Source organism: Microbacterium sp. MDV22-iso44 (assembly GCF_058629135.1).
The window spans coordinates 830,373-846,551 of sequence record NZ_JBZVWS010000001.1; the positions used below are offsets into that span (position 1 = coordinate 830,373).

General features: G+C 68.9%; 17 protein-coding genes. 9 read left to right on the plus strand and 8 right to left on the minus strand.

Annotated elements, in window-relative coordinates:
- Window positions 1–6: 6 nt before the first annotated feature.
- The 7 genes from AC4NN1_RS04060 to AC4NN1_RS04090 all read right to left on the minus strand — a co-directional run bounded on the left by AC4NN1_RS04060 (window position 7) and on the right by AC4NN1_RS04090 (window position 6,519).
- Entirely contained in the window at window positions 7–369 is a 363-nt protein-coding gene (locus AC4NN1_RS04060; protein ID WP_491954605.1) for a PLD nuclease N-terminal domain-containing protein, read from the minus strand.
- 91 nt (window positions 370–460) lie between these two features.
- Complete coding sequence (locus AC4NN1_RS04065) at window positions 461–601, minus strand: hypothetical protein (RefSeq protein WP_018188412.1); 141 nt, start codon at window positions 599–601, stop codon at window positions 461–463.
- Between the two features lies 1 nt (window position 602).
- The gene (gene mmsB / locus AC4NN1_RS04070; protein ID WP_018188413.1) at window positions 603–1,835 is read right to left on the minus strand and encodes a multiple monosaccharide ABC transporter permease; all 1,233 of its coding nucleotides are present in this window, start codon (window positions 1,833–1,835) and stop codon (window positions 603–605) included.
- A 17-nt stretch (window positions 1,836–1,852) separates the two neighbouring features.
- On the minus strand, window positions 1,853–3,382 hold the full coding sequence (gene mmsA, locus AC4NN1_RS04075) for a multiple monosaccharide ABC transporter ATP-binding protein (RefSeq protein WP_018188414.1): 1,530 nt from the start codon (window positions 3,380–3,382) through the stop codon (window positions 1,853–1,855).
- 87 nt (window positions 3,383–3,469) lie between these two features.
- Window positions 3,470–4,594 (minus strand): multiple monosaccharide ABC transporter substrate-binding protein, encoded by a 1,125-nt coding sequence (chvE, locus tag AC4NN1_RS04080; RefSeq protein WP_491954606.1) that lies wholly within the window; start codon window positions 4,592–4,594, stop codon window positions 3,470–3,472.
- Window positions 4,595–4,689: 95 nt separating this feature from the next.
- A complete protein-coding gene (locus tag AC4NN1_RS04085; protein WP_311857180.1) occupies window positions 4,690–5,382 on the minus strand; it encodes a class II aldolase/adducin family protein in 693 nt (230 codons plus the stop codon).
- 126 nt (window positions 5,383–5,508) lie between these two features.
- Window positions 5,509–6,519, minus strand: coding sequence for a LacI family DNA-binding transcriptional regulator (locus AC4NN1_RS04090; RefSeq protein WP_018188417.1), 1,011 nt, complete (start codon window positions 6,517–6,519; stop codon window positions 5,509–5,511).
- Between the two features lie 105 nt (window positions 6,520–6,624).
- On the opposite strand from AC4NN1_RS04090, the gene AC4NN1_RS04095 reads away from it, so the two are divergent.
- The 9 genes from AC4NN1_RS04095 to AC4NN1_RS04135 all read left to right on the plus strand — a co-directional run bounded on the left by AC4NN1_RS04095 (window position 6,625) and on the right by AC4NN1_RS04135 (window position 15,714).
- Window positions 6,625–7,137: a hypothetical protein gene (locus AC4NN1_RS04095; protein ID WP_491954607.1), complete on the plus strand. Its 513-nt coding sequence runs from the start codon at window positions 6,625–6,627 to the stop codon at window positions 7,135–7,137.
- Between the two features lie 10 nt (window positions 7,138–7,147).
- Window positions 7,148–8,011 carry an NYN domain-containing protein gene (locus AC4NN1_RS04100; protein ID WP_018188419.1) on the plus strand — a complete coding sequence of 288 codons (864 nt, stop codon included), beginning with the start codon at window positions 7,148–7,150 and terminating at the stop codon, window positions 8,009–8,011.
- Between the two features lie 46 nt (window positions 8,012–8,057).
- A complete protein-coding gene (locus AC4NN1_RS04105; RefSeq protein WP_491954608.1) occupies window positions 8,058–9,239 on the plus strand; it encodes an ROK family transcriptional regulator in 1,182 nt (393 codons plus the stop codon).
- Complete coding sequence (locus AC4NN1_RS04110) at window positions 9,236–10,288, plus strand: sugar ABC transporter substrate-binding protein (protein WP_491954609.1); 1,053 nt, start codon at window positions 9,236–9,238, stop codon at window positions 10,286–10,288. The genes AC4NN1_RS04105 and AC4NN1_RS04110 overlap by 4 nt, the downstream gene beginning before the upstream one ends.
- An 11-nt stretch (window positions 10,289–10,299) precedes the next feature.
- On the plus strand, window positions 10,300–11,139 hold the full coding sequence (locus AC4NN1_RS04115) for an ATP-binding cassette domain-containing protein (protein ID WP_020097000.1): 840 nt from the start codon (window positions 10,300–10,302) through the stop codon (window positions 11,137–11,139).
- Entirely contained in the window at window positions 11,136–12,323 is a 1,188-nt protein-coding gene (locus AC4NN1_RS04120) for an ABC transporter permease subunit (RefSeq protein WP_363458475.1), read from the plus strand. Before AC4NN1_RS04115 ends, AC4NN1_RS04120 begins: the two co-directional genes overlap by 4 nt.
- A 161-nt stretch (window positions 12,324–12,484) precedes the next feature.
- Window positions 12,485–13,573, plus strand: coding sequence for a sugar ABC transporter substrate-binding protein (locus AC4NN1_RS04125; protein ID WP_018188424.1), 1,089 nt, complete (start codon window positions 12,485–12,487; stop codon window positions 13,571–13,573).
- An 87-nt stretch (window positions 13,574–13,660) separates the two neighbouring features.
- Window positions 13,661–14,449, plus strand: coding sequence for an ATP-binding cassette domain-containing protein (locus AC4NN1_RS04130; protein WP_018188425.1), 789 nt, complete (start codon window positions 13,661–13,663; stop codon window positions 14,447–14,449).
- Window positions 14,446–15,714, plus strand: a complete 1,269-nt coding sequence (locus AC4NN1_RS04135; RefSeq protein WP_018188426.1) for a sugar ABC transporter permease — start codon at window positions 14,446–14,448, stop codon at window positions 15,712–15,714. The genes AC4NN1_RS04130 and AC4NN1_RS04135 overlap by 4 nt, the downstream gene beginning before the upstream one ends.
- A 65-nt stretch (window positions 15,715–15,779) precedes the next feature.
- Here AC4NN1_RS04135 and AC4NN1_RS04140 read toward each other — a convergent pair whose 3' ends face one another.
- Window positions 15,780–16,160 (minus strand): DoxX family protein, encoded by a 381-nt coding sequence (locus AC4NN1_RS04140; RefSeq protein WP_026302998.1) that lies wholly within the window; start codon window positions 16,158–16,160, stop codon window positions 15,780–15,782.
- Window positions 16,161–16,179 lie beyond the last annotated feature (19 nt).

A 16,179-nucleotide genomic window follows, 5' to 3' on the forward strand; every position in this document is an offset into this window, starting at 1 on the left:
CGCGGATCAGGCCGGGTCGCCGAGCTCCCGGCGACGTCGGGCGAGTTCGGCGCGCAACCGCTCCTCTTCGATCTCGCGTTCCAGGTCGGCGAGCTGCTGCTCGGTCGACCGGGCGTCGTGCGCGCCCGTCGGCGCTGCAGGGGGTTCGGTCGCCCACGGCGCGAACTGCGGCGCCCGGCGCACCTCGCGCTGCGGGTACTCCCTGCCGATCGCGAACCACAGCACGGTGCCGAGGAACGGCAGCAGGATGACGACGAACAGCCACACCGTCTTCGGCATGTGCTTCACGAGGCTCTGGTCCCGCGTGATGATGTCGACGAGCGCGAAGATCATCCCCGCCAGGACGAGGAGCGAGAACACGAAAGGCATGGGCCAGAGTCTATGAGTGGGCGGTGAAACGCCGCATCCCCTCTTCCACGGGGGAGAGAGGGGATGCGGGTCGACGATCCGAACGGATGGATCAGCCGGTGGTCAGCGCACCGATCAGGCCGCTGACAACCATATAGATCCCGACGGCGCCGCCGCAGATCCACATCGTGATGCGCGCCGTCGTGACGCGGGGCCGCTCGAGGTCGGACGCGGTGTTCGACGTCTTCGCCATGTCAGTGACCGGCCCGTCGCTTGTTGTAGACATCGAAGGCGACGGCGAACAGCAGCACGAGTCCCTTGACCGCCTGCTGCCAGTCGATGCCGATGCCCATGATCGACATGCCGTTGTTCAGGACACCGATGATGAGTCCACCGATGATCGCACCGCCGATGGTGCCGATACCGCCCTGCACCGCCGCGCCGCCGATGAAGGCGGCCGAGATGGCCTCGAGCTCGAAGCCCTCGCCCGCCTTCGGGCCGGCGAGGTTCAGTCGCGCCGTGAAGATGAGACCGGCGAGAGCGGCGAGGACGCCCATGTTGACGAACAGCCAGAAGTCCACGCGCCGCGTCTTGATGCCCGAGAGCTCCGCCGCGTGACGGTTGCCGCCGATGGCGTAGATGTGGCGGCCGAAGACGCTGCGGTTCATGACGATGCCGTAGACGAGGACGAGGACCGCCAGCACGATGAGCGTGACGGGGATGCCCTTGTACGAGGCGAGGGCGAACGTGAACCAACCGATCACCACGGCGATGAGAGCGAGCTTGACGATGAACCACAGCAGCGGGTCGACGTCCTGGTCGTACTTCTGTCGTCCCAGCCGGGTGCGCACCTGCTGGACGGCAAGGGCGATGATGGCGACGCCGCCGACGACGAGCGTGAACACGTCGGGGTCGGACTCGCCGAACAGACCGGAGAGGAACCCGTTACCGAGCGAACGGTACTCAGTCGGGAACGAGCCGATGTTCTGGTTTCCGAGGACGACGAGAGCAAGGCCCCGGAAGATCAGCATGCCGGCGAGGGTCACGATGAAGGCGGGGATGCCGACGTAGGCCACCCAGAATCCCTGCCAGGCACCCACGAGGGCGCCGATGAGCAGCGACAGGATGATCGCGACGCCCCACGGGAGTCCCATGTCGACGGCCAGGACGCCGGATACGGCGCCGATGAAGGCCGCCACGGAGCCGACGGACAGGTCGATGTGACCGGCGATGATGATCATCACCATGCCGATGGCCAGGACGAGGATGTACCCGTTCTGGACGACGAGGTTCGACAGGTTCTGCGGGCGCAGCAGGATGCCTTCGGTCGTGATCGCGAAGAGGACGACGACGGCGATCAACGCGATGAAGATGCCGTTGCGGCCGAGATCGGACAGGACCGTCGTCACCCAGCGGGTGACCCGGTTCTCGGGCGGATTGATGCCGCCGCCGGCGGCGGTTTCCGGGGTTGTGGTGGTGTTCGACATGTGTGTCTCCTGCCCCGTCAGCGGGGCTTCTCCATGGTCATGAGCTTGAGGACGTGTTCGGGGGTGGCGTCACTGATGGGCACCTCGCCGGTGATGCGACCCTCTGAGAGTGCGTACACGCGGTCCGAGATACCGAGGAGCTCAGGCAGCTCCGACGAGATCACGATGACGCCCTTGCCTGCCGCCGCGAGCTTGTTGATGATCGTGTAGATCTCGTACTTCGCTCCGACGTCGATCCCTCGCGTCGGCTCGTCGAGGATCAGCACCTCGGGATCCGAGTAGATCCACTTCGAGAGGACGACCTTCTGCTGGTTGCCGCCCGAGAGCTTCCCCGTCTTGGCGAGCACGGTCGGCGCCTTGATGTTCATGCTCTTGCGGTACTGGTTGGCGACGGCGAACTCCTCGTTGTCGTCGACCAGCCCCGCTTTCTCGAGCTTCTTCAGGGATGCCACCGAGATGTTGCGCTTGATGTCGTCGATGAGGTTCAGGCCGTAGGTCTTCCGATCCTCGGTCGCATACGCGAGGCCGTTCGCGATCGCCTCCGAGACGGTGCGCGTCCGGATCTCCTTGCCGCGCATGAAGACCTTGCCCGAGATGCGGGTGCCGTAGCTGTGGCCGAACAGGCTCATCGCGAATTCGGTGCGACCGGCGCCCATGAGGCCGGCGATCCCGACGATCTCGCCCGCACGCACCGTGATCGACACGTCGTCGACGACGACGCGGCTCGGGTCCTGCGGGTGGTGGGCCGTCCAGTTCTCGACGCGGAGCAGCTCGTCGCCGATCTGCGGCTCGTGGTCGGGGTAGCGGTGCTCGAGGTCACGGCCCACCATGTCCTTGATGATCCGGTCCTCGGTCACATCGGTCTTCGCGATCGTCTCGATCGTCTTCCCGTCGCGGATGACCGTGACGGTGTCGGCGACCTTCTTAATCTCGTTGAGCTTGTGGCTGATGATGATCGACGTGATCCCCTCCTCACGGAGGCTGAGGATCAGTTCGAGCAGGTGGTCCGAGTCCTCGTCGTTGAGAGCGGCCGTGGGCTCGTCGAGGATGAGGAGCTTGACCTCCTTCGACAGGGCCTTGGCGATCTCGACGAGCTGCTGCTTGCCGACGCCGAGCTGGTTGACCTTCGTCGTCGGGTTCTCGCGCAGACCCACGCGCTTGAGGAGCGCGGCGGCCTGGAAGTTCGTCTGGTTCCAGTCGATCAGTCCGCCGGCGCCTCTGCGCTCGTTGTTGAGGAAGATGTTCTCGGCGATCGACAGGTACGGGCTGAGCGCCAGCTCCTGGTGGATGATGACGATGCCGCGCGCTTCGCTGTCACGCAGGTTCTTGAATTCGACGACGTCGCCGGCGTAGTGGATCTCGCCGTCGTAGGTGCCGTGGGGGTAGACGCCCGACAGGACCTTCATCAAGGTCGACTTGCCGGCGCCGTTCTCGCCGCAGATGGCGTGGATCTCGCCGCGCCCGACGGCGAAGTTGACGTTCGAGAGCGCCTTCACGCCCGGGAACGTCTTGGTGATGCCGCGCATCTCGAGGATGGTCTCGGTCACGATCTCCGACTTCCGTGGTGGGGGGATGGGATGCGTCGGCGGCGGGCGGACCCGCCGCCGACGCAGGTGGTGGTCAGACGAACCGGGTCACAGACCCAGCTCGGCCTCCGTCCAGTAGCCGGTGTCGACCAGCGCGGACTTCACGTTGTCCTTGACGACGGGGACCGGCGCGAGCAGGTACGAGGGAACGACCTTCACGTCGTTGTCGTACGTCTCCTCGTCGTTGACCTCGGGCTTCTCGTCGTTCAGCACGTCGACGGCCATGCCGGCGGCGACCTTCGCGAGCTCGCGCGTGTCCTTGAAGATCGTGGCGTACTGCTCGCCGCTCAGGATCGCCTTGACCGAGTCGACCTCGGCGTCCTGGCCGGAGATGATCGGCCACTCGTCACCCACGTCGTAGCCGGCATCGGCCAGCGCCGAGATGATGCCGCGCGAGATGCCGTCGTAGGGCGACAGGACCGCGCCGACCTTCGTGCCGTCGCTGTAGTTGGCCGTGAGGATGTCCTCCATGCGGCTCTGAGCGGTCTCGCCGTCCCAGCGGAGCGTCGCGGCCTGCTCGATGGTGGTCTGGCCCGACTTCACGACGAGGGTGCCGTTGTCGATGTAGGGCTTGAGCACCTCCATCGCGCCGTTGAAGAAGAAGAACGCGTTGTTGTCGTCGAGCGATCCGGCGAACAGCTCGATGTTGAACGGTCCCTTGGGCGGGTCGGCGACCGGCTTGCCCTCGAGGTCGGTCAGGCCCAGGCCGTTCAGGACGGTCCACGCCTGCTGGTTGCCGACGAGCTGGTTGTCGAACGTCGCGTAGTAGTCGACGTTCTCGGTGCCCTTGATGAGGCGGTCGTAGGCGATGACGGGGATGTCGGCGTCCGCCGCGTTCTGCAGCGCCTCGGTGAGGGTGGTTCCGTCGATCGAGGCGACGATGAGCGCCTCGGCGCCCTTCGTGATCATGTTCTCGATCTGCGAGACCTGCGTGGGGATGTCGTCCTCGGCGTACTGGAGGTCGACCTTGTAACCCTGGTCCTCCAGCGCCTTCTTGACGGCGTTGCCGTCCTGGATCCAACGCTCGGAGCTCTTGGTCGGCATGGCGACGCCGATCAGGCCGCCGTCGCCCTTGCCGCCTTCGGAGCCGCCGCCGGTCGATGCGGTGGAGCACGCGGAGAGCGCGAGCGCGCCGGCTGCGATGCCGACGAAGATGATCCTCTTGAGTTTCACTGTGGTCCCTTTCCCTGGACTTCGGTGTCGTGGTGTTCGGTTGTGCGCATTGCCCCTGGTGAGGGTCTTTCTGAGTGGCCGCGCCCGGTATCGGGCTACCGGCGGCCGTCGGTGATCGTGGACCGGCGTGCGCGAGCACGGCCGGAGAGGTCGGCGATGAGGTCCGCTTCCAGCGGCTCGGCCTCCGACGCGAGGCTCGCTGTCCGGGCGACGCCTTCCAGCACCTGGGCGAGACGCACCGCCTCGCGGGCACTCGCCGCGACGCAGAGCGCGCCGAGGCCGGCGACGAGGATGGCCGGGGCATCCGCCTCACGGAGGGAATCGATGACCGCCGGCGCCGACACGTCCGGACCTGCGATGACGGGCACCGCGCCGCCGAATTCGCGTGCCGCCTGCGCCGTCAGACACGGGATCGCGGCGCCGCGGGCGGCCCACGCCGCCGCATGGCCGGCTTCGAGGTGCACGAGGGCGACGGCGCCGGCATCCTTCAGGATGGCCGCGTACAGCTCCACGTCGTCGGGCAGGACGCCGTCGTCACCGGGGGTGCCCGGGACGGACAGTCCGTCGAGCGAGACGACCATCATGTTCTCGGGAGCGAGTTCGTCGTCGGCCAGGACCGGCCGGGTCACGAAGAGGTCGGCGTCGGGGACCCGCTCGGACAGCGTCGTCGACGCGAGGCCGCGACCGGCGAGATCGACCAGGAGGGATGCCACCCGCTCGCGGATGCGCGCGACGGCGACCTCGGTCTTCACCCCGTTCACGTACCGCTCCGCGTCGTCCTTCGACACCACTTGCCCGACTCCTTCGTCTTGCGCGGTCACCGCCACCGACATCGGGGGCGGTCATGTGACCGTTCACATCGGATGACTATGCACCTCGGACCCGGGCCGTGTCAACACGACGCGCGGACGGCGTCAGACGGACGCTGCGCGCGCCGTCGAGGACCGCACGATGAGGTCCGGCGTGAGCACCGGGGCCGCTGCGGCGGCCGACCCGTCGAGCAGGAGTTCGACGCAGCGCCGGCCGAGTTCGGCGAAGTCCTGGCGCACCGTCGTCAGTGGCGGCCAGAAGTGGCCCGCCTCGGGGATGTCGTCGAAGCCGACGATGCTCACATCGCGCGGGCAGTCCAGGCCCTCGTCGCGGATGGCGTGCAGGAGCCCCAGCGCCATCTGGTCGTTCGAGGAGAAGATCGCCGTGAAGTCCCGGTAACCCAGCAGTTCGCGCCCCGCGTAGTACCCGAAGTCCGCCGTCCAATCGCCGAGGATCGGCGCCGTCGTGGCGATGTCCCAGGCGCTCATCTCCTCCAGGAAGCCGCGCATCCGCGACTCCGCCTCCATCCAGTCCTGCGGACCGGCCAGGTGGTAGATCGAGCGGTGCCCGAGCTCGATGAGATGGCGTGTCGCCAGGCGCGCTCCCGCGATCTGGTCGACCGCGAGGGTGTGGCCGGCGTCGACGTCGGTCGACTGCAGGGTCACGTAGGGCACGCCGACCGCCTGCGCGGCCAGGGCCCGGATCACCCGGACCTGCGGGGCGATGACGACGAGCCCCTCGACGGATTGCGCCATGAGGTACGACAGCCCGTCGGGGATCGACTGGGGGTCCGTCGGGTCGATGTTGGCCGTGGACACCCAGTAGCCCCGCGCCTGCGCGGCGGCCTCGATGGCGGCGATCGACGACGCCGGACCGTACTGCGTCGACGACGCCGCCAGGATCCCGATGGTCCTCGACCTGCTGGTGACGAGCGCACGGGCCGCGGGGTTCGGGCTGTACGACAGCTCCTGCATGGCGGCGAGGACCCGATCGCGGGTCTCGGGCCGGATGCTCGGGTGGTCGTTGAGGACGCGTGAGACCGTCTGGTGCGAGACGTCCGCTCGGCGCGCGACGTCGCGGATGCTCGCCCTCCGGCCGCCGGCATCGTCGCTCATCGGTCCCCCTCGGGCCATGTTCACGGTCACACGGACCGAGGCCCATTATGCACGCCGACCCTTTCGCCGCAGCCGGACGTGCGCGCCGCACCTATGCTGACCGCTATGTCCGACGTGTCGCGCCACCTCCCCCTCAGCAATCGGGAACGCGTCGACGAAGCCGGTGTCACGGGCGATTGGCGCACCGCACTCGCTGACGTCGTGCGACTCGCTGCTCCCCTGGCGCGCACCGCGGATGAGCGTGTCGCGTTCCTGGGGGCCGCCGGTCTCCCCGCATCCGACGACCCGGGGTTCGCCGATGTGGTCGAGGCCATCCTCGCCGGACGCCGCGTGCGCATCCGCTCCCTCGTCGCGGCGACGCGCGCCCTCCTGGACCTCGCGGGCGACCGGCCGGTCGCCCTTTCTGCGACCACCAGCGGCGCCGTCGCGCTGTATGCCGTCACGCGCATGTCTTTCGACCGGCGCGCTGCGGTCGCGGGTTCTTCGCTCCGCGCGAGCGATGACGGCTGGACACTCGGTCATGGCACCGTCCGCTCCGCCCCCGCACGCGACATCCTCGAGTTCGTTCTGGGCCTGCGCGATCAGGTTCCCGGAACATCGGCGGCACGCGAACTGTAAGACTGGGGGGATGCCGGATTCCTCCATCCCCCGCGTCGCGGTCTACCTCGATTTCGACAACATCGTCATGAGTTGGTACGACCGGGTCCACGGTCGCAACAGCTACTCGCGGGATCGGCAACGGATCGCGGCCGACCCCGACGAGAAGGAGATCTCGGAGCGCCTGGCCGCCGCCATGATCGACGTCGGCGCGATCATGGACTACGCGGCATCCTTCGGAACCCTGGTCCTGACCCGCGCCTACGCCGACTGGTCGTCGCCGGTGAACTCGCTCTACCGCCAACAGCTGGTCGCCCGCGCGGTCGACCTCGTGCAGTTGTTCCCCGCGGCCGCCTACGCGAAGAACGGCGCCGACATCCGTCTCGCCGTCGACACCGTCGAAGATCTCTTCCGCCTCGAGGACCTCACCCACGTCGTGATCGTGGCGGGCGACAGCGACTACGTCCCGCTCGCGCAGCGGTGCAAGCGGCTCGGGCGCTTCGTCGTCGCCGTCGGCGTCGCCGGGTCCACGGCCAAATCGCTCGCGGCGGCGTGCGACCAGTTCGACGCGTACGACGCCCTCCCCGGGGTCGCGACCCCCGAGCCCGAACCCGCCCCGGAGAGCACGCCCCAGGCGGGCCGCCGTCGGCGGAAGGCCGTCGACCCCGTCGAACAGCTCCTCTCGCGCGCGCTGCGCCTCGAGCAGGTCCGTACCGACGAGGAGTGGATGCACCTGTCGGCGGTGAAGAACCTGCTCAAACGAATGGACCCGTCGTTCAGCGAGAAGTCCCTCGGCCACCGCTCGTTCTCGGACTTCGTCAAAGCGCACCCGAAGATCGCCGAGCTGGACGAGTCGACGAACATCGTCCGCGTCCGCGCCGTCGACGCCTCCTGACCCGAAGAGCCCCGCCCGCGACCACGCCGCACGGTAGGGTGGCCCCGTGGCTCGCCGGTCAACTCCGCCCGGCTCGCAGTCTTCACTGCGAGAGGCGAATCGTGCACGATTGCTCGATTCGCTCAAGCGGCATGGGCGCTTGACGCAGATCGAGCTCGCAGGCGCGACCGGGCTCTCCCCCGCGACGGTGTCGAACATCGTCAAAGAGCTCACGGCGTCGGGGGTTCTGCACACCTCGTTCACCTCGCGCAGTGGTCGCCGCGCGACCCTCGTCTCGCTCGCCCGACAGGTCGGGCTCGTGGCGGGCGCGCATTTCTCCACGCGGAAGCTCCACGTCGCCATCGCCGACGCGACCCGCTCGGTCGTCGCCGAAACCTCGCTCCCCCTCGCCCCCGATCATCGACACGACGCCGAGCTGGACCGGCTCAGCCTGCTGCTCGGCGACATGGTCGAGGGTCTCGGCGGATCGCTGTCCGACCTCTTGGCGGTCGGTCTGGCGCTGCCGGCCCCCGTCGATCCCCGCACCTCGGTCATCTCCACGCCCGGTCTCCTCCCCGGCTGGGACGGTGTCGACATCGCCCGCAGCCTCTCGGCGCGCATCGGGCGTCCCGTCCATGTCGACAGCGAAGCGAACCTGGGCGCACTCGCCGAGGCCCGCGAAGGCGCCGCCCGCGGGGCATCCTCGTCCGTCTACGTGACCGTGGGGCATTCGATCAGCGCCGGTCTCCTCGTCGACGGTGAGCTCTTCCGCGGGGCCAGCGGACGCACCGGACAGATCGGTCACATGACGATCGACGAGAACGGTGGCCGCTGCCGTTGCGGCAACCGCGGCTGTCTCGAGACGGTGGCCGCCGGTCCTGCGCTCCTGGCCGGTTTCAGCGAGGCCGACGGCATCCATCGCCTCCGTGACCTCGTCACGGCCGCGGGCGACGGCGTCCCCGCCGCGCAGCGCACGATCGCGGATGCCGGCCGCCACATCGGCATCGCCGCGGCGAGCCTGTGCAACCTCATCGACCCCGAGCGCATCGTCGTGGGAGGCGAGCTGGCCCGCGCGGGCGAGATCCTCCTCGCTCCGCTCCGGCACGCCCTGGAGCGCGCGATCCTCGGCGGCGGGGTGCCCGAGATCGTCGCGTCCGCCTTCGCGGAGTGGGCCGAGACGCGCGGCGCGATCGCCCTGGCCCTCGATCACGTGGCCGTCGACGCAGATCTGGTCGCGTTCCCCGCATGAGACGGTTCCTCACGGCCGTCCTGCTCGTGGCGGCGTCTGCTGCCGCACTCTCGGGCTGCGCCCTCCCCGACAACTCGTCGCCGCGCACGATCATCGCGCTGCTCCTCCCCGACAAGAAGACCGCACGCTACGAGACCTTCGATCGGCCCGTCTTCGAGAAGCGCATCGCGGAACTCGGCGACGCGCAGGTGCTGTACACGAACGCCGATCAGGATGCCGCGCGGCAGCAGCAGCAGGCGGAGTCCGCGCTCGCCGCGGGAGCCGCCGTCCTCGTCCTCGACCCCGTCGACGGCCGGGCCGCGGCATCCATCCTCGCGGCGGCGACCGCCGAGGGCGTGCCGGTCATCTCGTACGACCGGATGATCATCGGCGGCGGGAAGCCCGCGTACTACGTGTCGTTCGACAACGAGCGTGTCGGCGAACTGCAGGCGGAGGCCCTCGTGGCAGGCCTCGAGAAGGAGGGTCGCAGCGACGGCGGCATCCTGATGGTCCACGGCGCTCCCACCGACAGCAACGCAGCGCAGTTCCGCGACGGCGCCCGCCGGGTGATCGCCGCGACGGGTCTACGCGTGCTCGCCGAGTACGACACCCCGGATTGGAGTCCCGACAAGGCGCAGGCGTGGGTCTCGGGTCAGCTGGCGCAGTACGGCGATGAGGTGGCCGCCGTGTACGCCGCCAACGACGGCACCGCCAGCGGTGCGATCGCCGCCCTCCGCGCCGCGGACGTCTCGCCGTTCCCCATCGTCACGGGGCAGGATGCCGAGCTCACCGCGCTCCAGCGGATCGTCGAGGGCGATCAGTACATGACCGTCTACAAGGCGATCCGCACGCAGGCCACGATCGCCGCCGACGTCGCCGTGCAGCTCGCCGCCGGCGACAAGCCCGCCGGCGACACGACGATCGACGGCATCCCGGCCACCCTGCTGACTCCCGTCGCTGTCACCGTGGACAACATCGCGTCCACCGTCGTCGCGGACGGCTTCTGGACCGTCGCGGACATCTGCACCCCCACCTACGCCGAGGCCTGCGCCGCCGCAGGCCTGGAATGAGAGCACCGAGCGTGAGCGTCTCCCCCCGTCGCACCGGCGATCACGTCCTGTCGATGCGCGGCATCGATAAGCGCTTCGGCGCGGTCCGCGCCCTGAACGGTGTGGACTTCCGCGTCCGCGAGGGCGAGGTCGTCGCCCTCGTCGGCGACAACGGCGCCGGCAAGTCCACGCTCGTGAAGATCCTCGCCGGCGTCCACCCCGCCGACGCCGGGACGATCGAGCTCGACGGGGAGCTCGTGCAGCTCTCGAGCCCGGCGGACGCGCAGGACCTCGGCATCGCGACCGTGTTCCAGGACCTCGCCCTCTGCGAGAACCTCGACGTCGTCGCCAACCTGTGGCTCGGTCGGGAGCTCATCGAGCGCGGTCGCCTCGACGAGGTGGGCATGGAAGAGCGGACCTGGATGCTGCTGCGCGAACTCGCGGCGAAGGTCCCGTCGGTCCGCGTGCCGGTCTCGACGCTGTCGGGCGGCCAGCGTCAGACCGTCGCGATCGCCCGGTCCCTGATCGGGGAGCCGCGCATCGTGATCCTGGACGAACCGACCGCTGCCCTCGGCGTCGCACAGACCGCCGAGGTCCTCAACCTCATCGAGCGCTTGCGCGACCGGGGCCACGGGGTCGTCCTCATCAGCCACAACCTCACCGATGTGCTCGCCGTCGCCGACCGCATCGTGGTCCTCCGCCTCGGCCGCAACAACGGCGAGTTCGATGCCGAGACGGCGACGAGCGAAGTGCTGATCGCCGCCATCACGGGAGCCTTCGACCCGGTTCGGCCGGTCAGCCCGCCCGACGAACCCCGGGCTCCCGTCATCCCGCTCGCGGATGCTCGACGCCGCGTGGACGGCGACCGATGAACCGGGAGGGCGGCATCCTGAGCCTCGTTCTCACCCGGGTGCGATCCGGCGACGTCGGACGGATGCCGGTGGTGCTGGCTCTCGTCGTGATCGCCGTCGTGTTCCAGGCGCTCAACCCCGTCTTCTTGACCAGCCGGAACCTCAGCGACCTGCTGATGCAGTGCGCTGCGATGGGCACGATCTCGCTCGGGATCGTCCTCGTCCTCCTCATCGGCGAGATCGACCTGTCGGTCGGCTCGATGTCGGGGGTGGCGGCGGCGATCCTGACGGTGGGCGCCGTGCAGCTGCAGTGGCCCTTCGTGCTCGCGATCGGCGCCGCGGTCGCCGCCGGAGGCATCGTGGGAGCCGTCTACGGGCTCTTGCGCAGCACGCTCGGCCTGCCGAGCTTCGTCGTGACGCTCGCCGGGCTGCTCGGCCTGCTCGGCGTGCAGCTGTGGGTGCTGGGCGACGCCGGTTCGATCAACCTCCCCTTCGACTCGTGGATCGTGCAGTTCGCCCAGCAGATGTACCTCCCGCCCTGGCTGTCGTACGTGCTGTCGGCCGCGACCGCGCTGGCCTACACCGCCACGCTCCTCAGCCGGGCCCGGCGACGAGCGGCCGCGGAACTGGAGAGCACGCGCACGGTCATCATCGTGATCCGGGGCGCCCTGCTCCTCGTCGGTCTCGCCGGCGGATCCTGGTACCTCAACCTCTCCCGCGGCGTGGGACTCATGTTCGTCCTCTTCGTCGTCCTCGTCGTGGTCGCGCATCTGGCGCTGACGCGCACCCGCTGGGGCCGATCGGTGTTCGCGGTCGGCGGCTCGATCGAGGCGGCGCGACGGGCCGGCATCCGCGTCGACCGCGTCGTGGTCTCGGTGTTCGTGCTGTGCTCGGTGCTCGCGGCGACGGGCGGCATCCTCGCCGCGGCCCGGCTCGCGGCGGCCAACCAGAGCACCGGCGCGGCGGATACGAACCTCAATGCGATCGCGGCGGCCATCATCGGCGGCGCCTCGCTGTTCGGCGGACGCGGGTCGGCGTTCGCCGCGCTCCTGGGCGTCGTCGTGATCCAGGCGATCTCGTCAGGATTCACGCTCATCAACCTCAGCTCGTCGGTGCAGTACATGGTCACCGGAGCCGTGCTGGTCTTCGCCGTGGCGCTGGATGCCGTCACCCGCCGCAGCCGCCTCGGCACGGGTCGGACCTAGTCCGCACGCTCGCCGCGCAGCGCTTCCTCGGAGGGTTCGGGCCGACCGTCGACGGTGACGAAAGCGTTATGTTCACATCTTGACTTCATTTCGTGAACACATCAAGATCATCGTCAAGCGCGATGTCGCGCTCGCTCGATTTCACTGTCGAAAGGCGAACGATGAAGAAGTCCCTGTCCGTTGCCGCAGCCCTCGGGGCCGCTGCACTCCTGCTCGCCGGCTGTTCCAGCACGAGCACCCCGGCGCCCGCCGGTTCGAGCGGTGGCGCGGCTCCCGCTGAAGCCGGGCGCGCCTGCGTCATCCTTCCCGACGCCGCGTCGTCGCCCCGGTGGGAGAACTTCGACCGCAAGTACCTGGAAGAGGGCCTCACGGGCGCCGGCTTCGAGGTCGACATCCAGAACGCCGGTGGTGACACGTCGAAGTACACGACGATCGCCGACCAACAGCTCACCAAGGGCTGCGGCGTCATGATGCTCGTCGACTACAACGGCGCCGCCGTCGGCGTCGCCACCAAGGCGAAGGCTCAGGGCATCCCGGTCATCGCGTACGACCGCCCCTTCAAGGGCGCGGACTACTACGTCTCCTTCGACAACGTCGAGGTCGGCAAGCTCGAGGGCCAGACCGTCCTCGACGGCCTCAAGGCCGCGAACAAGGACCCGAAGACGGCCGCCGTCTTCTACATGGGCGGCGACCCCACCGACGGCAACGCCGCGATGTTCCTCAAGGGCGCGAAGGAGGTCATGGAAGCGGCGGGCATCAAGCCGGTCGCCGAGCCCCCGGGAGTCTGGGACGGCGCGAAGACCCAGACCAACTTCGAGCAGGCACTGACCGCGAACGGCGGCAAGGTCGACGGCGTCTGGGCCGCCAACGACACCAACGCCGACGGCGTCATCAAGGTGCTCCAGGACCGCGACCTCAAGGGTGTCGCCGTCTCGGGCCAGGACGCCAACGTGGAGGGCCTGCGCAACATCCTGACCGGATGGCAGACGGCCACCGTCTACAAGCCCGTCAAGGACGAGGCCGAGGCCGCCATCAAGGTCGCAACGGACCTCTTGAACGGGTCGACGCCGACGGCCGACCAGAAGCTCGACGACGGCACGCCGTACATCTCGGTCACGCCGCAGCTCGTCGGCCCCGACAAGGTCAAGGACGTCGTCGCCGCCGGTGACGCCTCCGCCTCGGACGTCTGCACCGGCGAGATCGCCGGCGTCAGCCTCGCCGACAAGTGCACCGAATTCGGCGTCGAGTGATCTGACGGGAGTGGGGATGCCGCGATCCGCGGCATCCCCACTCCCCTCTGTCTGCGCGACACCCCTCGACCTCCCTGGAGAACCCGCATGAGCGAACCCATCATCGAACTCCGCCGCGTCACGAAGTCCTTCGGACCGGTCAGCGTCCTCAAAGGCGTCGACCTCACGGTCCGACCCGGCATGGTGACCGCCCTCGTCGGCGACAACGGCGCCGGAAAGTCCACCCTCATCAAGGGCCTCGCCGGCGTGCAGCCCTACGACACCGGCGAGATCCTCGTCGACGGTCAGGAGCAGTCGCTCCGGACCCCCCGCGAAGCAGGCGCCCTGGGCATCGAAGTGGTCTATCAGGACCTCGCCCTCTGCGACAACCTCGACATCGTCCAGAACATGTTCCTCGGACGCGAAGAGGTCATCGGGGGCACGTTCGACGAAGGCCGCATGGAGAAGGATGCCTCGGACACGCTGCGCTCCCTGTCGGTGCGAACCGTGAAGAGCGTCCGGCAGAAGGTGTCGAGCCTCTCCGGAGGTCAGCGTCAGACGGTCGCGATCGCACGTGCCGTCCTCAAGAAGGCGCGCGTCGTCATCCTCGACGAACCCACCGCCGCCCTCGGCGTCGCGCAGACGGAGCAGGTGCTGAACCTGGTCCGGCGCCTCGCGGACCAGGGCGTCGCCGTGGTCCTCATCAGCCACAACCTGGCTGATGTCTTCGCCGTCGCCGACGACATCGCCGTGCTGTACCTCGGCCAGATGGTCGCCCAGGTCCCGACGGCCGAGTCGACCCGCGACGAGATCGTCGGCTACATCACCGGAACCAAGATCCCGCCGGGCGTTCAGCTCGTGGGCACATCCACCATCCCCGTCGGAGGCGACGCATGAGCACCAGCACCCGGACCGCGGCGGCACCCGACCCCGTCGTGAGCGACCTCATCGGCAGCGGCGTCGAAGGGGGCGTCGGCGACCAGATCAAGGCGTGGCTTCAGCGCGTGCGCGGCGGCGAGATGGGCGCCCTTCCCGCCGTCGGCGGCCTCATCCTGCTCGTCATCCTGTTCAGCACGCTGAGCCAGTACTTCTTCACCCCCATCAACTTCGCGAACCTGATGAGCCAGGCGGCATCCCTCGTCGTGCTCGGCATGGCGCTCGTGTTCGTCCTCTTGCTCGGCGAGATCGACCTGTCGGCGGGTGTCACCGGCGGAGTCGGCGTCGCCTCGTTCGTCGTTCTGAACGTGAAGTTCGACATCCCGTGGCCGCCCGCCCTGGCGATCGGGTTCGTGGTGGGCCTGGCCACCGGAGCGCTGATCGGATTCCTCGTGGCGAGGATCGGCATCCCGTCATTCGTCGTGACCCTCGGTCTGTTCCTCGGCTACCAGGGCCTCGCCCTGCTCATCATCGGTGCCGGCGGTCTCTACCCGATCGAGGCGCCTGAGCTGCTGGCGCTGCAGAACGGACGCCTGCCCGTCTGGGGCGGCTGGGTGATGCTGCTGGTCATGCTGCTGATCTCGGGCGGCTTGTCGTACTGGGATCGCCGACGCCGCACCCGCGCCGGCGTGCCCAACCGTCCGATCGCCCTTGTGTGGGCCAAGCTCGCTGTGCTCGCGATCCTCGGCGGAGTGGCCGTTTTCGTGCTGAACCTCAACCGGTCGCAGTCGATCATCCCGATCGAGGGCGTGCCGATCATCGTCCCGGTGGTGCTGACGATCCTCTTCATCGGCACGTTCGTCCTCGACCGCACCCGGTTCGGCCGGTACGTCTACGCCATCGGCGGCAACGCCGAGGCGGCTCGCCGCGCCGGCATCAAGGTGCGCTGGGTGAAGTGGTGGTGCTTCGTCGCCGCCTCGGGCCTCGCCGTCGTCTCACTGCTGTTCAACCAGGCGCGCGTCGGCTCGGTCGACGGAGCCGTCGGTCGCGACATCGTCCTCTCGGGCGTGGCGGCGGCCGTCGTCGGCGGCGTGAGTCTGTTCGGTGGTCGAGGACGCCTCATCCACGCAGCGATCGGCGCTCTCGTCATCGCGGTCATCATCAACGGACTGGGGCTCCTGCAGCTCGACGCGGGGTTCAACCTCCTCGTCACGGGTGGCGTCCTGATCCTCGCCGCCACCGTCGACGCGCTGTCGCGGCTGCGGACGGGCGGGATGCGCACCTGACCCCTCGGCACGAAACGATGCCCTCGACCGTTCACCGGTCGAGGGCATCGTCGTTCGCGGCCGGATCAGTCGCGCGTGGACCAGAGCGCCCAGGCGACGAGCACAGGCTGGAACAGCAGGCGACGCCAGCGCGCGGTGTCGCTGTCCAGCCGGAAACCGTCGCGCTTCTTGAGCGCCTGGTCGAGGTTGCCGGGGAAAATCGCGACGAAGAAGGCGGCGAGGATGACGCCGATGCGGCGCCGCTCCTTCGGGAGGACCACGAGCGCGGCGCCGAGCATCATCTCGACGGCCCCGGAGGCGACGACGACGCCGTCCTTGTCGATCGGGAGGGTGTCGGTCACGAGGTCGGGTACCTGCGCCTGGAACTCCTTGCGCGCCCAGAACAGGTGGCTGAGTCCGGCGAACACCATGGCGCCGGCGAGAGCCCAGCGAGCGATTGTCTTCATCCTCCGAGTATCCCCCCGC

Excerpts from the sequence above, each read along its gene's own strand:
- AC4NN1_RS04060 (WP_491954605.1), bottom strand. The coding sequence starts at position 369 with ATGCCTTTCGTGTTCTCGCTCCTCGTCCTGGCGGGGATGATCTTCGCG.
- AC4NN1_RS04065 (WP_018188412.1), bottom strand. The coding sequence starts at position 601 with ATGGCGAAGACGTCGAACACCGCGTCCGACCTCGAGCGGCCCCGCGTC.
- mmsB (WP_018188413.1), bottom strand. The coding sequence starts at position 1,835 with ATGTCGAACACCACCACAACCCCGGAAACCGCCGCCGGCGGCGGCATC.
- AC4NN1_RS04090 (WP_018188417.1), bottom strand. The coding sequence starts at position 6,519 with ATGAGCGACGATGCCGGCGGCCGGAGGGCGAGCATCCGCGACGTCGCG.
- AC4NN1_RS04095 (WP_491954607.1), top strand. The coding sequence starts at position 6,625 with ATGTCCGACGTGTCGCGCCACCTCCCCCTCAGCAATCGGGAACGCGTC.
- AC4NN1_RS04100 (WP_018188419.1), top strand. The coding sequence starts at position 7,148 with ATGCCGGATTCCTCCATCCCCCGCGTCGCGGTCTACCTCGATTTCGAC.
- AC4NN1_RS04110 (WP_491954609.1), top strand. The coding sequence starts at position 9,236 with ATGAGACGGTTCCTCACGGCCGTCCTGCTCGTGGCGGCGTCTGCTGCC.
- AC4NN1_RS04120 (WP_363458475.1), top strand. The coding sequence starts at position 11,136 with ATGAACCGGGAGGGCGGCATCCTGAGCCTCGTTCTCACCCGGGTGCGA.
- AC4NN1_RS04125 (WP_018188424.1), top strand. The coding sequence starts at position 12,485 with ATGAAGAAGTCCCTGTCCGTTGCCGCAGCCCTCGGGGCCGCTGCACTC.
- AC4NN1_RS04130 (WP_018188425.1), top strand. The coding sequence starts at position 13,661 with ATGAGCGAACCCATCATCGAACTCCGCCGCGTCACGAAGTCCTTCGGA.
- AC4NN1_RS04135 (WP_018188426.1), top strand. The coding sequence starts at position 14,446 with ATGAGCACCAGCACCCGGACCGCGGCGGCACCCGACCCCGTCGTGAGC.
- AC4NN1_RS04140 (WP_026302998.1), bottom strand. The coding sequence starts at position 16,160 with ATGAAGACAATCGCTCGCTGGGCTCTCGCCGGCGCCATGGTGTTCGCC.